Source organism: Pseudomonas sp. G5001, from assembly GCF_013385475.1.
In the GTDB taxonomy this organism is placed as follows: domain Bacteria; phylum Pseudomonadota; class Gammaproteobacteria; order Pseudomonadales; family Pseudomonadaceae; genus Aquipseudomonas.
In genome coordinates, this window is sequence record NZ_JACAPZ010000019.1 from 1 (window position 1) to 16,535 (window position 16,535).

Annotated in this window: 7 protein-coding genes; 2 read left to right on the plus strand and 5 right to left on the minus strand. The window is 62.3% G+C overall.

What is annotated here, in order from left to right; all coding sequences use genetic code 11:
- Positions 1 to 227: 227 nt before the first annotated feature.
- From nfuA to HX805_RS17735, 3 genes are all read right to left on the minus strand, one after another.
- On the minus strand, positions 228 to 812 hold the full coding sequence (gene nfuA / locus HX805_RS17725; protein ID WP_003210817.1) for a Fe-S biogenesis protein NfuA: 585 nt from the start codon (positions 810 to 812) through the stop codon (positions 228 to 230).
- Positions 813 to 871: 59 nt separating this feature from the next.
- Complete coding sequence (locus HX805_RS17730; RefSeq protein WP_177117124.1) at positions 872 to 1,894, minus strand: acyltransferase; 1,023 nt, start codon at positions 1,892 to 1,894, stop codon at positions 872 to 874.
- 81 nt (positions 1,895 to 1,975) lie between these two features.
- A complete protein-coding gene (locus HX805_RS17735; RefSeq protein ID WP_177117125.1) occupies positions 1,976 to 4,267 on the minus strand; it encodes a fatty acid cis/trans isomerase in 2,292 nt (763 codons plus the stop codon).
- Between the two features lie 164 nt (positions 4,268 to 4,431).
- Here HX805_RS17735 and metH point away from each other — a divergent pair, with 164 nt between their 5' ends.
- Positions 4,432 to 8,142, plus strand: coding sequence for a methionine synthase (gene metH, locus HX805_RS17740; protein WP_177117126.1), 3,711 nt, complete (start codon positions 4,432 to 4,434; stop codon positions 8,140 to 8,142).
- Positions 8,143 to 8,181: 39 nt separating this feature from the next.
- Here metH and HX805_RS17745 read toward each other — a convergent pair whose 3' ends face one another.
- Positions 8,182 to 14,814, minus strand: coding sequence for an NEL-type E3 ubiquitin ligase domain-containing protein (locus HX805_RS17745; RefSeq protein ID WP_256348188.1), 6,633 nt, complete (start codon positions 14,812 to 14,814; stop codon positions 8,182 to 8,184).
- 141 nt (positions 14,815 to 14,955) lie between these two features.
- Here HX805_RS17745 and HX805_RS17750 point away from each other — a divergent pair, with 141 nt between their 5' ends.
- The gene (locus HX805_RS17750) at positions 14,956 to 15,171 is read left to right on the plus strand and encodes a DUF2970 domain-containing protein (protein WP_008432997.1); all 216 of its coding nucleotides are present in this window, start codon (positions 14,956 to 14,958) and stop codon (positions 15,169 to 15,171) included.
- 6 nt (positions 15,172 to 15,177) lie between these two features.
- Here the strand turns inward: HX805_RS17750 and HX805_RS17755 are convergent, their stop codons facing one another.
- On the minus strand, positions 15,178 to 16,257 hold the full coding sequence (locus HX805_RS17755; RefSeq protein ID WP_102604658.1) for an ABC transporter substrate-binding protein: 1,080 nt from the start codon (positions 16,255 to 16,257) through the stop codon (positions 15,178 to 15,180).
- Between the last annotated feature and the right edge of the window lie 278 nt (positions 16,258 to 16,535).

The window sequence follows — 16,535 nt, forward strand, 5'->3', positions numbered from 1 at the left end:
GCGAGGCACCGAGTGGTGGGGCAAAGACCTTTTGGTTACTTTTGGGGCGTTTGCCAAAAGTGACCCGCTGTAAGAGCGGAACCATAAGCCGCCGTTACCTAAATAACGGATATGTACACAACATACCTAACCTAAAACCTCACAACCCTAACGCAACCCACTGAATCCAAACCATAAAAAAACGGCGCTCACGGGGCGCCGTTTTTCACATCCGCAGCGAACACCCTTTAGTAGTAGGCGTTTTCTTTCTGCGTATGGTCAGTCACATCCCGCACACCCTTGAGCTCCGGAACCCGCTCAAGCAGCGTACGCTCAATACCCTCACGCAAGGTCACGTCCGCCTGGCCGCAGCCCTGGCAACCGCCACCAAACTTCAACACAGCAATACCATCATCAACCACGTCAATCAGACTCACCTGACCACCGTGGCTGGCCAACCCAGGATTAATCTCGGTCTGCAGGTAATAGTTGATGCGCTCGTTAATCGGGCTATCCGCATTAACATTCGGCACCTTGGCGTTCGGCGCCTTGATGGTCAGTTGGCCACCCATGCGATCAGTGGCGTAATCAACCACCGCATCGTCAAGGAACGCTTCACTGAACGCATCGATATACGCCGTGAAGCTTTTCAGCCCCAACGCCGTATCTTCAGGTTTTTCTTCTCCCGGCTTGCAGTAGGCAATGCACGTCTCAGCGTACTGGGTGCCGGGCTGGGTGATAAAGACGCGGATGCCAATGCCCGGGGTGTTCTGCTTCGACAGCAGATCAGCCAGGTAATCGTGGGCGGCGTCGGTAATGGTTATGGCGGTCATGGAAACTCCTCGCAGGCTTGCCGGCAGTTTACGCCAAATTATTACCGAGGTACAAAGTCCTAGTATTTTTGTCGGGAAAGCACCAACCGTTCGTCGCCATCGAACCAGCCTTTGAGCCGACGATAGCTGCCCTTTTCCAGCCAGTGGTAGCTGGCCAGCGACCCAAGGGCGATCAGCACCACGCACACGCCGAGCATCACGTAGGCGTTAACCCCATAACGCTGGGCGACAAAACCACCCGCCGACAGCACCAGCACGTGCATCAGATAGACCGAGTAGGAACAATCCCCCATCACCTTGAGCAGCCGGCTGCGCTCGAAATAGCGTTCCATCGAGATACAGGCCACCACCAGCACCGCACTCGGCAAGCCCCAGGACAGGGCCCGCGGCGATGCCGGCCAGTGATAGATCGCCAGCAATGCCCCCGCAATCCCCAGCAATGGAAGCCACAGCCCGGGGCGAATCCAGCCCTTGCGGTAGAGCATGCCGATGCCTATCCCCAGCAGGAACTCATACACGATGTCCGAACGATAGAAATCGCTGATCCAGCCGAAAGAAGTCCACGCCTGGCACACCGCGAACAACAACGCGCCCACCACCAGCACCCGCCACTGCCGGCGAAACAGCAACGCCCACGCAAACATCACGTAGAAGAGCATCTCGTAGTTCAGGGTCCAGCCGACGTTCAAGGTCGGGTACACCCCATAACCACCGGGATTTTCGGAAGGTATGAACAACAAGGACATCAACACATGGGCCGCATCGACGCTCTGGTCCGGCAACACCGGCCGCGCAAACACCACCAGCAGCGCCATCAACAGCGTGTAGAACCAGTAGGCCGGGACGATTCGCAGCAGGCGATACAGCAGGAATCGCCAGGGCGGCAGCTGTTTGTTCTCGGTGGAGAGGAAGATCACCAGGCCGCTGATCACAAAAAACACATCCACGCCCGCCGCACCTTTGTCGACAAACAGGTGGCCCAGCGCCGAATCGGCCTTAAAGCCAAAGAAAATCTGCATGAAGTGATGACCCACCACGGTCCAGGCCGCCAGGGCGCGCAGTGCCTGTACTGAAATCAACATCGTCGACCCACTCTCCCAACCCTCGACACTGGTTATTCAGGTGCCTATGGCTTGGGACAGCCGTCGACGGTCAAAGGTCGATCAAAGATTCTCGTAGCGGTTCATGTCCAGCACGCCCTCTTCCACCGGCGTGGTTTCGCGGATGTACTGCGACAGGTCGTGGAAGTACTGCCAGAACTGCGGGTGACTGCGGCGGATGCCCCAGCGGTCGACAATCTTCTCGAAGCGATTGGCGTCCTTGGCATTCTCCATGGCCGCGACAAACTCCGGCACTTGCTGCGCCGGAATGTTGAACATGAAGTTCGGGTAGCTGCTCAGCACGCCGGGATAAATGGTCACGGTGTCCAGGCCCGGCTGATAGCGATAAGCCTCACCGAGCATAAAGGCCACGTTGCTGTGGGCGCGGTTGCGCAACAGGCTGTACATCTCACGTTTGCCGCTGCGGGTTTCGATGCGCAGCATGGTCGCTTCCGGCAACAGGTCGATCACCTTGAGCCCCGCCGCCGGGCGGTTGGTCAGGCGGCTCAGGGCCTGTTCGGCGTCCTGCAACGCAGGGTCAATGCCCGGACGCGAGCAATAGGCGCTGACGCAACGGTTGATCGGGTCCGGGCTGGCGTTCAGGTCGCCGTAGCGGGCCAGCAACTGGTTGGCGAAGTCGCGCTTGGGGTCCTTTTCATCGAGCTTGAGGCCCGTGGGCTTGTCATCGTCGATGGCTTCATAGTCCAGCCACAGCTTGACCTTGCCGCTGTTCTGGTACCAATCGTCAAGGAAGTCATTCCGCGAGTCCGCCGGCATCAGGCGCAGGAAGTTCTGCTCGGCACCGTTGCGGATCAGGTCGAAATACAGGCGCGTCTGGGCCTGATGGGAAACGTTGCCGAACACATCGAAATTCACCGCCAACTGGTAGTAGGTGCGCTCCAGCAGCGGATAGTCGAACAGCCACAGGGTTTGCGGCACTTCGCCAATCAAGCCCTTGGTCACCGAGGCGCTGTCGAAGTGACGGAAGATGCTCAACAAGGCGTTGTCGTTGCCCGCCCACAGGCTCGACCAGCTCGGCGGCGGCAGGTCGGCATAACTGTCCCGGCGCAACGCCTCGTACTCGTTGCGCTTGTCGCGGTATTTGAGCCAGAGGCTGAGCACGCTGCCCACATCGTCAATCTGCCCCGGCATCGCCAGCAACGGCGTGGCCTGGCCGCGGTAGCGGGCATCGGTGATGTACAGGTCGTGGTCGGGGTCCTGGAACAGGGTCCAGAAGTTGTCGCGGATCACGTCTGTCGCGATCTGGCCCCGGCATACCGGCCCGCGAATAAAGGTGCGCACGAAGTATTCGGCGTTATCCAGCATGAACTGGTAGCGCGCCTTGGCCGGAATCGCCTCGAAGGTCTCGAACGGGTTTGCGCGCCGGCCCGGCCCGTAGCCCGGCAAGGCTTGCACCTGCCAGTCATCGGTATAGAACAGCGACTTGATCCGGGCCATCTTCTCGGCGCTGAACGGATAGGTGATGTGAGTCTTGTGCACGATTACCCCCTGCACCGGCCACAGGCGGTAGTACACCTGGGTGCCCGGGTCGTCGTTGGGGCGGCGGGTGTTGATCAGGTCGATCGGCTGCCCGCTCGGGGTGCGCGAGCGTACCCACTGGAAGAAATGCCCCGGCTCGCCGCCTTCAAAGTAGATGTGAGCAAGGAACAGGTGCTCGAACAACCAGCGCGCCACCAGGCTTTCCCGGGCCCCGGGCTGGTTGAACAGGTTTTCCCATTGCTGCACTTGCAAGGCTTCCTTGGCACTCGGGGCCAGGCCTTGTTCGTCGATCGGTGCGCCGGAGGCCAGCCAGCGTTGCAGGGTCTGGTACTGCTGGTCGGTCAGGCCGGTGACGGCCAGGGGCATGCCTTCCTTCGGGTGGTTACCTGCGTAGGCGTTGAACTCCCCCGGCATCGGGCAGGTGTTTTCGCGGCTCAGGCCCAGCACGATGTCGTCGGGCAGCTTGGCGTTGGGCGCAAGCGGCGCGTTATGCCCCAGCTCCAGCATGCGCGCCATCAGTGCGGCCTGGCTGCCCTGGGCGTCGAGTACCGAGTAGAAATCCTTTTGCTGCCAGGCGGCTTTGCCGAAGGCGTCATAGAACAAACGGGTGGGCTGGCTGGCCTGGCTGCGCTCGCCGTCGTACACCGGCACCTTGGTCGCGCCACGTGCGGCGCCTTCGGCACTGCCCAGGTTGAGCTGGCAGGCCGAGTCGTAGCAGGCGTGGCAGGCCACGCATTTCTCGGTGAAGATCGGCTGGATGTCACGGGTATAAGAGATCGCCGGGGCGGGACCTTCTGCCTGTGCGGTAAGGGCGAACAGCGCAAACGCGGCGCTGACGATGAGGCGAAGTGACATGTTTCCGGTCCCGATTCAATGCGTGCAGTGAAAAACCCGTCGATTCTACCGATGTAACGCCCCCGCCAACATGAGCGATATTCATGCAAACCCAGCACATGCTCTAAAAGCGCACAGGTTTGTTATGATCTTCGCCCTCCGTAATACCTGACCAGAGTAGTCCCATGCCCGATCGTAGCGCTCGTCTGCAAGCCCTCCACCAAGCCCTCAAGGAACGCATCCTGATCCTCGACGGCGGCATGGGCACGATGATCCAGAGCTATAAACTGGAAGAGCAGGACTACCGTGGCAAACGCTTCGCCGACTGGCCGAGCGACGTCAAGGGCAATAACGACCTGCTGGTGATCACCCGTCCGGACGTGATCGGCGGCATCGAAAAAGCCTACCTGGATGCCGGCGCCGACATCCTGGAAACCAACACCTTCAATGCCACGCGCATTTCCATGGCCGACTACGGCATGGAAGACCTCGCCTACGAATTAAACGTAGAAGGCGCGCGCCTGGCGCGCAAGATCGCCGACGCCAAGACCCTGGAAAACCCGGCCAAGCCGCGCTTCGTCGCCGGCGTGCTCGGTCCGACCAGCCGTACCTGCTCGCTGTCGCCCGACGTAAATAACCCCGGCTACCGCAACGTGACCTTCGATGAGCTGGTGGAAAACTACACCGAAGCCACCAAAGGCCTGATCGAAGGCGGCGCCGACCTGATCCTGATCGAAACCATTTTCGACACCCTCAACGCCAAGGCCGCGATCTTCGCCGTACAGGGCGTGTTCGAAGAATTGAACGTCGAACTGCCGATCATGATCTCCGGCACCATCACCGACGCCTCCGGCCGCACCCTGTCGGGCCAGACCACCGAAGCCTTCTGGAACTCGGTCAGCCACGCCAAGCCGCTGTCTGTGGGCCTGAACTGCGCACTGGGCGCGAGCGAGCTGCGTCCGTACCTGGAAGAGCTGTCGAACAAGGCCAACACCCACGTTTCCGCCCACCCGAACGCCGGCCTGCCCAACGAATTCGGCGAGTACGATGAACTGCCGTCGGAAACCGCCAAGGTCATCGAAGAATTCGCCCAGAGCGGCTTCCTGAACATCGTCGGTGGTTGCTGCGGTACCACCCCGGGCCATATTGAAGCCATCGCCAAGGCCGTGGCCGGTTACGCACCGCGCCCGATCCCGGACATTCCGAAGGCCTGCCGCCTGTCGGGCCTGGAACCGTTCACCATTGATCGCAACTCGTTGTTCGTCAACGTCGGCGAGCGCACCAACATCACCGGTTCCGCCCGCTTCGCCCGCCTGATCCGTGAAGACAACTACACCGAAGCCCTGGAAGTCGCCCTGCAGCAGGTGGAAGCCGGCGCCCAGGTGATCGACATCAACATGGACGAAGGCATGCTGGATTCGAAGAAGGCCATGGTGACCTTCCTCAACCTGATTGCCGGCGAGCCGGACATCTCCCGCGTACCGATCATGATCGACTCATCCAAGTGGGAAGTGATCGAGGCCGGCCTGAAGTGCATACAGGGCAAGGGCATCGTCAACTCCATCAGCATGAAGGAAGGCGTGGAACAGTTCATTCACCACGCCAGGCTGTGCAAGCGCTACGGCGCGGCGGTAGTGGTGATGGCGTTCGACGAAGCCGGCCAGGCCGACACCGAAGCGCGCAAGAAAGAAATCTGCAAGCGCTCCTACGACATCCTGGTGAATGAAGTCGGCTTCCCGCCGGAAGACATTATCTTCGACCCGAACATCTTCGCGGTCGCCACCGGTATCGAAGAGCACAACAACTACGCCGTCGATTTCATCAACGCCTGTGCCTACATCCGCGACGAGCTGCCGTATGCGCTGACCTCGGGCGGCGTGTCCAACGTGTCGTTCTCGTTCCGCGGCAACAACCCGGTGCGTGAAGCGATCCACTCGGTGTTCCTGCTGTATGCGATCCGCAACGGCCTGACGATGGGTATCGTCAACGCCGGCCAGCTGGAGATCTACGACCAGATCCCGGCCGAGCTGCGTGACGCGGTGGAAGACGTGGTGCTCAACCGCACCCCGGAAGGCACCGACGCCCTCCTCGCCATTGCCGACAAGTACAAGGGCGACGGCAGCGTCAAGGAAGCCGAGACCGAAGAATGGCGCGGCTGGGAAGTCAACAAGCGCCTGGAACACGCGCTGGTCAAGGGCATCACCACCCACATCGTCGAAGACACCGAGGAATCCCGGCAGTCGTTCGCGCGCCCGATCGAGGTGATCGAAGGCCCGCTGATGTCCGGCATGAACATCGTCGGCGACCTGTTCGGCGCCGGCAAAATGTTCCTGCCTCAGGTGGTGAAATCCGCCCGGGTGATGAAGCAGGCCGTGGCCCACTTGATCCCGTTCATCGAGCTGGAAAAAGGCGACAAGCCGGAAGCCAAGGGCAAGATCCTGATGGCCACGGTGAAGGGCGACGTGCACGACATCGGCAAGAACATTGTCGGCGTGGTGCTGGGTTGCAACGGCTATGACATCGTCGACCTGGGCGTGATGGTCCCGGCCGAGAAAATCCTGCAGGTGGCCAAGGAGCAGAAGTGCGACATCATCGGCCTGTCCGGGCTGATCACTCCGTCCCTGGACGAGATGGTGCACGTCGCCCGCGAGATGCAGCGCCAGGATTTCCACCTGCCGCTGATGATCGGTGGCGCCACCACTTCCAAGGCCCACACGGCCGTGAAGATCGAGCCCAAATACAGCAACGACGCGGTGATCTACGTCACCGACGCCTCCCGCGCCGTGGGCGTGGCGACGCAATTGCTGTCCAAGGAATTGAAGCCGGCGTTCGTCGAGAAGACCCGCCTGGAATACATCGACGTGCGCGAGCGCACCTCCAACCGCAGCGCGCGCACCGAGCGCCTGAGCTACCCGGCCGCCATCGCCAAGAAGCCGCAGTTCGACTGGAACAGCTACACGCCGGTCAAGCCGACGTTTACCGGCGCCAAGGTGCTGGACAATATCGACCTCAACGTCCTGGCCGAGTACATCGACTGGACACCGTTCTTCATCTCCTGGGACCTGGCCGGCAAGTTCCCGCGCATCCTCACCGATGAAGTGGTGGGTGAAGCGGCGACGGCGCTGTACGCCGACGCACAGGACATGCTCAAGAAGCTGATCGACGAAAAACTCATCAGCGCCCGCGCGGTGTTCGGTTTCTGGCCGACCAACCAGGTGCAGGACGATGACCTGGAAGTCTACGGCGATGACGGCCAGCCGATTGCCAGGCTGCACCATTTGCGCCAGCAGATCATCAAGACCGACGGCAAGCCGAACTTCTCCCTGGCCGACTTCGTCGCACCCAAGGACAGCGGCGTAACCGACTACATCGGTGGCTTCATCACCACCGCTGGCATCGGCGCTGAAGAAGTGGCGAAGGCCTACCAGGACGCCGGCGACGACTACAACTCGATCATGGTCAAGGCCCTGGCCGACCGCCTGGCCGAAGCCTGCGCCGAGTGGCTGCACCAGCAGGTGCGTAAAGAGCACTGGGGCTACGCCAAGGACGAAGTGCTGGATAACGAAGCGCTGATCAAGGAGCAGTACAGCGGTATCCGCCCTGCCCCGGGTTACCCGGCGTGCCCGGATCACACCGAGAAGGCCCAGTTGTTCCAACTGCTGGACCCTGAAGCCCGGGAGATGCACGCCGGCCGCAGCGGCGTGTTCCTGACCGAGCACTACGCGATGTTCCCGGCAGCAGCCGTCAGCGGCTGGTACTTCGCTCACCCGCAAGCGCAGTACTTTGCGGTGGGCAAGATCGACAAGGACCAGGTCGCCAGCTACACCGCCCGCAAGGAGCAGGACCTGAGCGTGACCGAACGCTGGCTGGCGCCGAACCTGGGTTACGACAACTGATATGCGGCAGGCCCGCTTTCGGGCCTGCCGCGGTGCGTCTTATAGCCCCAACGTCGCTCTCTCCTGTACGGACAGGCGAATCAGCAGGGCCTGGCGTTGCTCAGTCCTTTGCTTGGCCAATACCACGGCTTGCGCCTCGTACTGCGCACCAAACGCCGGATAGCGATCCTCCAGGGCTTCAGCCTCGCGGGCCTGGGTCTGGGCCAGCGTCGTAAAGTCGGCGGCGTATTGCTTCTGCACGTAGTCGACCCAGTACTGGCGCGTGACCAGATCGGCCGTGAACGCCTCGGTCGCCTCCCGGCCGATGATGCTGGCGTAGGCCTGGTCGATATCGGCCTGTTTCACTTGGGAAAGGTTGCGGTACAGCATGCCGGACGGCTGGCGCGGCAACTCCAGGCGTTGGGCCAGGCCGATGCGGTAGGCCAGGCGAATTTCCGCCGGGTCAACACTGGGCTTTAGGCTGACCACGCGGCTGGCGGTGGCTTCAGTCTGTTCCAGGCGGATCATGCTTCTGGCCAGCTTGAACAGCGCCGCGCCTTCTTTTCCGGGTTCCACGGTTTCCAGGGCCTTGAACTCATAGACACTGACTTCAAGGTCGCTGAACAGCAGGATCCAGCCGTCACCGCAGGTCGCGTTGATCCGCATGCCGCGAGCCTTGCCGAACAGTTGCTCGCGCAACGCCGGACGTTGCTCGGCGGCCTCCAGCACCTCCCATACCCGGCGCGTCAACTCAGGGCGGTCGGTGATGAAGTCCTGGGCGTTTTTCAGCTGGGAAATGATGTAGAAGAAATCCTCACTGTCGTCAGCGCTCTTGAGCGACTCCCAGACTGCGTGTTTGCTGGAGTCGGCCGCCACGCCAGCAAACCACTGGGCCTTCTGTGCTGCGGGCGTCAGCAGCTCCGGATGCAGCTCACCGCTCAGATCCGCTTCCTCGTGACTGGTACTGAGGAGGAAGCCATCGAGCTCGCGATCAATTTGCTCCCGGGTATAGCCCAGGCCGAACCCCGTTTCCTCGAGGAAGTCGCTCAGGCGCTCGAACACGCGTTCTTCCAGCCCGTTGTCCGTCAGGTTGGTGTTGCTCATCAGGAGGTTGTGGCGAGGCAACAGGGCATCGTCCGGGATGGTCTCGATCTGGTTATTGCTGAGGTCGAGGGTGCGCAGTCGCGGCAGTTCCAATGCCCCGGCCGGCCATTCCTCCAGGACGTTGTTGTGCAGGTCCAGGTTTGTCAGCCCGCGCAGGCCGCTGACATCCAGGCTGGCCAGGGTGTTTTCGCCAAGGTCGAGCCATTCCAGCGCACTTAATGGGCCGAGCAGTGCCTGTAGCTCCACAGCGTCGCGCAAATCATTGTAGGTGGCTTCGAGATGAGTCAGCGCCGTGTATTGGTTGATCACCTCGGGCAGGTGCGCCAGGCCATTCTTGTTGAGCACAAGCCGGCGCAGGTGGGGGAAACTGCCCAGGAACCCATTGGACCCCTGCTCCGTCAGCTTCACCTCGGTGAGGTCGAGCACGCTGACGTGGCTCATTGAAGCCGGCAACGTCGGCAGGTCGCCCAGATACAACCCGGACAGGTCCAGTACCTCGCGCCCGTCCACCGGCGGCACCTCGGGCCGGGCACGCAGGTTGTGGCGCCAGCTTTCAAGGAGCCGGCCGGCGGCACGACGACGGTCGAGGGCACTGACCCAGCCGCCCCCCTCGCGATAACCTTCGATGTCGATCCAACTGTTCAACACCCGGCTCAAGCGTTGATGCTCGGCGCGCAACTGCACCAGGCGTGTGTCGACGCCGGTGGCGCCCAGGCCGGCGGCCAGCCATTCATCAAGGCGCGCCACCGCCTGGGCACTGCTCAAGGCAGGATCCAGTTGTTGCAGGCGCGCCGCCGGAGTGAGGCGTGCTTGCGCGTCGACGTTCTCGACGTGCAGGGGCAACAGCAACTGGCCGGGGTCGTCGGTGACCCTGACCGGGAAATACTCCGGATCGCCGCCGGTCCGGCCGATGCGCAGCTGTTCCTGGGGAATGCCCAGCGGCTTGTGCAGGTAGATTTCCGGCCCCACCAACGGCAGTAATTCCACATCAAGGCCCAATGGATTTTCCCGCAGGGTGCGTTGCGCAAAGGCCAGGATGTCGGCGCAGGCCCGGGCAGTCAGTCGGCAACCCCGCAGGTTGCTCTTGAGCATCAGCGTGTCGTGGCCGGTGAGCGCCTGGGCGGGCACCCGGGTGATAGCGCTGTGGCTCAGGTCCAGGCTCTCCAGGACTGGCAAGTCCAGGACACCCTCAGGCCATTCGGTGATTCCAGTGCGGCTGAGGTTCAAGTGGCGCAAGGCGTTGAGGCCACGCAGATCCAGGCTCGCGACACGGTTGTATTGCAAGTCCAGGGTTTCAAGAGCCGTCAGGCGGCTCAAGCGTTGCTGGATGGACGGGATGATGCTCAGTTGGTTGTGGGAAAGATCCAACTGGCGCAGGGCGGTGAAGTTGTCCAGGGCCGACGGCAGCTGTGCCAGGTTGCTGGCACTGAGGTTCAAGTCTTCAATGGCGTTGAATGCGCCGAGAAAGTCATTCAGCGCCTCAATCGAAACCCGGGTGCCGCTCAGGTTGACCTGTTTGACATGGGCGAACGCGGCCGCCGGCAACCCGGGCAAGTCGCCCAGCACGCCCCCCGACAGGTTCAGTGTGGCGGTCGGCAGGTTGGAGCGCGCCGACATGCCCGACGGCGCAAGCCGCGGCCCCAGGCCTTCACGCCAACTGTCCAGGAGCCGCTCGGCGGCGCGCTGGCGGTAAAAGACATCCACCTGCCGGCGGTCAACCCGCAACTCCCTGGCCGCCCACTCCTGCAGGTCCCGGCTCAGGGCGAGCTGTTCGTCGAGTACCTGGTGAGTGCGAGCCAGTATCTGTTCAGTGGTCAGACCCTGCTGCCGGAACTGAGAGACAACGTCTATGCCAAACCCCCAGTGCACATTTTTCAAGCGGTCCATCACGCCTTCACAGTAACCCTGCACCAGGGCTTGCTCATTGAGCAGGTGAGCCGGATTGCCCCGCACATGTTCATACACCGCCATGAATTCCCGGCGGTCAAACGCGGCCCACCGCAGGTTCAGGCCGCGCCACAATCGTTCATGCCCGATGAGCATCGACGGGGGTACCGAACGGATGTTTGTTCGCCACAGGTCGAGCCTCTCAAGGTGCTCAAGTGACGTCACCCCCTGTGGCCACTCCTGCACCGAGCCCTCCATGCGCAACGAGCGCAGGTGCGTGAGGGGGCTGACGTCCAGGTTTTGCGAAAGCCCCGCGACGGACAGGTTGCGCAAGCGCTCCATTGCCCCCAGGCGTTGAATGAAGGGGACCGAATAGGCCACGTCCCGACCATTCAACGTCAGTTGGTTGAGATCGACGAAGCGGTTCAGCCCGTCGACCAGTCCGGTGCCCGGCGTTGCGTCAAAAAAAACCTCAAGGTGTCGCACCCGGGAAAACTGATCGGCCAGGCGCACGCCCTGATCACCCAACAAAAGCTCGGCATGTGCGCTCAGCGCCTGCACATGGGAAAAGTCTGCACTCAGGCGCGGAAGGTCCGTCACGCTGCCCAACGACAGAATGCTCTGGGGCGGCCGCTCGCGGTAAATGCCCTGGCGCCAGCAACCGATGATGTCAGCCGCTACCCGTTGTTGCTGGCTGGCCCCGCCCGCCTGCCCGGCTGCAGCGGCGGTCCACTGATCAAGCTCTGCCTGCAACAGGTCGAACTCACGCTGGCGGTTTCCCAGCAGGGTGAAGATCTGTTGGGCGCTTTCACCGGCCTGCAATCGGCTCAGGACAAAATCGCTGGCCTGCCCGGCGTTGAGGTTCGGATAGAGCGCCTGCACCCTCGCCGTCAGCGATGCATCCACGTCAAAGCCTTTGCCCCGACCGCTCAACGGGTAACCCAGGACGCCCCCCGCCCCCGTCAACACGGGTCGCGAACGCGGTGCGCGCAGGCCGAGCACATTGGACATTTGGCTACGGCGGCGGGTGGCATAACTGGCCACCGCCTGTTGCAGTTCCCGGTCCAGGGTCGCCACGGGCATGTCCAGGCCAGGTCGGGCCGCAGCGGGGATCGCATGCACGACGGACTGGAAGAAATTACGCCGCCCGGTGGTCCGGCTGTTCAGCGCGACACCGCGCTCGTCGTAGGCCTGGAAGGCTTCGCCCTGCTTGACCAGGTATCTGCGCAGCGGCGCATCTTGCGGGCCAATGCTGTTCAGTAACGGTCCTTCGACAGCCTGAAAGCGCACTTCCAGGCGCAGATTGGTGGGCCAGCCCGGCAAGTGTTGCAGGCAATGCAGGGCCAGGCGGTCAGTGTCGGCACCGGCGTCGGCCTGACGATGCAGCCCCGCCAGGGCACGGCTCAGGCGGCCTTGTTGGACTGCGCGGCGAGCGGCATTGTCCAGGCGCGCCGAGGCTCCACGCTGACTGCGCAGTTGCAAGCGCTCCTGTTCGCTGGCGGTATCAAGAATTTCCTGGATGGCTCGCCTCGACAATCCAGGGAAGCGCCGTTGCAGCACCGCCTCTTCGCCAGCCAGCGGCGCCGTATCCGCCACTGGCTGGCTGCGGAACTGCTCCAGGGTATCGGCCAGCACGGCGGGCAGCGGCCTGCCTTCGATATACGCCTTGCGCAACACGTCATCCTGGACCCCACTGATATCCCCAATAATGCCCAGTGTCGTATCAGAGAATTCTTCAGTAGCAGGCCCCTGTCGTCGCAACAGGGTCAGGCGGTCCCATTTGAAGGGCTGCTCATGCACATGCCGCCAGGCACCGGCGTTGTTGTGTTCAAGGATCGGTTGGTAAGCCTCGGGATTATCCGGGTGTTTGATCCGCCACTTGCGGATTCGGCTGTCGAAGACCTTTTCATGCAGGTTTTCGCCGATACGCACATAAATCTTGCCGCCTGTCTCGTACTGGCCCCGGGCATTGGGCTTGAGAGCCGGGGCCAGCACCACCTCGCTGCGGTACGGCGCCAGGTCCGGTTTCCACAGCCGAGCCTCACCACTGGGCAGTTTGACCGGTACCAGGCCATCCACCCAGCGGGACACCTGGATTTTCGGCGCGCGACCGGCCAGGGCCGTCGAACCGCCGAGGGCGGCCATGAAGGCCACGTTCAGCGCCACCGACTCCAGATGTCCCCAGGCGGCATCGATGTCGCCTTCCTTCCACGCCTCGATGCCATGGTAGACCTCCAGGCCCAGCTGCACAGCCGTAACCGCCAGCATCACCTCCCCCAGGCCGGGCACGACAAAGGCCGCCATGTTCAGCACATTCAAGCCAATACTCAGCCAATGTTCGTGGCGTTCCTGGGCAGCCTTGCGATCCGCCTCGGCGGTGGGTACGGCGAGCGTTCTGGCGTTATCTTTCAGGCGTTGCAGGTGGTTGTCATAGAGCGCTCCGAACAGCTCGCCACTGATCAGGCTTTCGCGGCGCGCCAGGTTGATGTTCGGGTCGTAGACCTGCTCCATGTAGCCTCTGGAATTCCACTCGAAGGTAAAGAGCTTGGTCTTCAGTCGTTGCAGGAAAGCCGCGGCTTCGTCTTGCGGCACCAGGCTGGCAAACAGCCGCTGATACTCCGGGGAGCGCAGGTTGATCGCCAGTTCCGCCTCGAACGCCTTTATCGACGGGTATTCCTTGAGCGGGCACAACGGCGCACCGGGGATCCACGCCACCAGCCGCTGGTCGGCCGCGGCCGGCACCAGCAATTCCCCGAGCGAGGCGCCGGGCACCAGCACAGTGCCCCAGCCCAACGGCTGCCGGGCATCTGCCATCGCGCCGACGCCCGGCCCGATCAGTACGACTTCACCCACCTTGCAGCCGAGAATCGCCAATTGGCTGCAGGCAACGGGCTTGCCATCCAACTGCGGCCGTTCGGTACCGGCCAGCAAGGCGTTGAGCATGGCATAGGCACTGTCGCTGACTTCGTTCTTCATCCGCGCCGTGTGCAGCCTGACGGCCAGCAGTTTCTTGTGCGCGTCGATCATCTGCTCGCGCACCACGGCCTTGGTGCCCGCCTCCTCGAACACTTGTTGCAAATGCGCCTGGTATTGCCGGCCCAGGTCCAGCGTGCGGCAGAGCGCGGCAAACTGGTCCGGGGTGACGGCGAGCTTTTCGCGGTAGCGATAGCGGGCCCGGCGTGAATGGTCGTTCAGAATTTCGCCGTAGTACTCGGTGAACAACGCCCCTTCGGGGGCCAGCGCGCTGGTTTGCTCAAGGGCGATATCGGCAAAGTCTTCATTGCCTTCAAAGTTGAGCAATGCTGCCTGCAACAGCGAATGCTGTTGCGGCACCTGACGGTAACGCAGGTAGTGCAACTGGTGCTTGTGGACGTCCGGTACCTCACCGAACCGTTTGCGCCAGGCGTCTTCCAGCAGCGGCTGGGCGAACTCGGTGATGCCCTTGAGGCCGTCGAGAGTCTTGGCCAGCCGCTCGTGGGCGCGGCGACTGGCCCACTGGCTGTCGGCGAATGCCTGGCGCAACCCCTGGGGCGCGTTACTGAGCCAGGCAGGTGGTGCATCCTCGGGGACGCGCCCGGGCAGCAGGCCCGGCTTCAAGCGTCGGATGTCCGCAGCCGCGCTGCGGGCAATCCAGCCGGGCAAGCTGTTCTTGATCAATGCGGTGTGTAGCCCCTGCTCTGTCGGGGCGGGTAAGGTTGGCATGCGCTCGTTCCTGATGACTCTGTTAAGGAGTCCCAGTACAGCGAACGGGCCAACCGCCAGGGCGGTAGATAGCTACAGCCGGTGTTTTGCGGGAACTTGGCTATCCTCATCCATGGGTTTGATCCCTACCGCGAGGCCTTTATGGACGATTCCAACAACAAGCCACCGACTTTCTGGCAGATGCTTCACAGCGTGATGGCAGCCGCCTTCGGGGTGCAGAGCGGGAAGAATCGCGCCCGCGACTTTACCCATGGCAAGCCCAGCCACTTTGTCATCCTGGGTATTGTGTTTACCGCCGTGTTTGCCTTGACCCTGTTTGGCATCGTCAAGCTGGTGCTGCACCTGGCCGGTGTTTGAAGCCGGTCAATGCATCAGCAGTTGCAGGCTGAACGGGTAGCGATAGGTGGCTGGCTTGCCCTGGGCTGACAGTGCTCGAAAGTCGACGCCGTAGTCCTCGCGCCCCTGCATCTCTAAAAGGCGCGAGGCTTGTGGCGGATCAATCAATCGAAAGAGCCCAAGCTTGCGCTCACGCCCACCGTACTGCGCCATGCCCAGGCCGCGGGCATCGTCATGCAGCACCACCATCGCCCAGCCGCCAAGGGTGAAATGCCCGGCCACCAGCACACTCAGGCGCCCCTCAAGGCGCGCCTGCAACGCTTCGGGCGAACTGTTGACCGCGCTGAACAACACGTCCGTGCCCGGCGTGCGCCCGCTGCCTTTGAGTGCATCCATTGCCCCCAGCGCCATTTCATCGTTGGCCGCCCACACCAGCGCGGTCTGCGGGTAGCGTTTGAATAACTGCGTGGCCTGGTCGAAAGCGCGCTGGCGACTCCACTCGCCATACACCAACTGGCGCAGGCGCACCTGCGGATGATCCGCCAGGGCGCGCTGCAAGCCTTGCTCGCGCAGTTGCGCGGCGGGAGTGGTCTTGGCCCCGGAGAACGCGATCAGGTCGAGGGTCTGGCCGGGGGCGACAGGCCCATGCAGGCGCAACAACTGGGTGAGCATCAAGTAGCCCGCCTGTTCGTCGTCGGCGACCATGCTGCCGATCCAGTCAGGGTATTTGCCGGCGTCCAGCAGTTGAGTCTGGTCCGCGGTCAGCGCGTTGTTGACGATCAGCAGCTTGACCCCGCTGCCCTGGGCCAGGCGCAAGATCTGTGGGGCGATGTACTGCTCGTTGACCAGCACCAGGTAGTCCGGGCGCTCGGCGCCTTGCAGGGCTTCACGGGCCTGCACCAGCGTGGTCTCGGGGTTGCGCTCGGAATAGCGCACACGCAAATCCAGGCCGAGGTCCCTGGCGGCGGCCTGCATGAATTGCGCGTAGCTGACCCAGAAGGTCTCGGTCGAATTGCCAGGGTTGAGAAACACCACCGACGTCGCCTGGGCGATGGCCCAGAACGGCATGCTCAGCACCAGCAAGCACTTGCAGAGAACCTTCAACATCGTTGCCTGAGCCCTTCGGAATGACGGCCCATGATAATGGCATCAGGCCGGTCAATCTCGGCTAATTGCCGATTGTCGACAACAAGGCTCGATAACGCCCTTTTATTGATGGCTGACCCAGAACACGGCAGTGGAAACCACCAGGATAATCAAGAACAGAATGGCCCACGCATCGACACTGCTGTCACTTTTGCGGGCTTTGGTCGGATTGCTCATAGCATCGCCTCTTGTCGGTTTTATAGGTGATTGCACAAAGACACGAGCACAGTAAAGTTCAT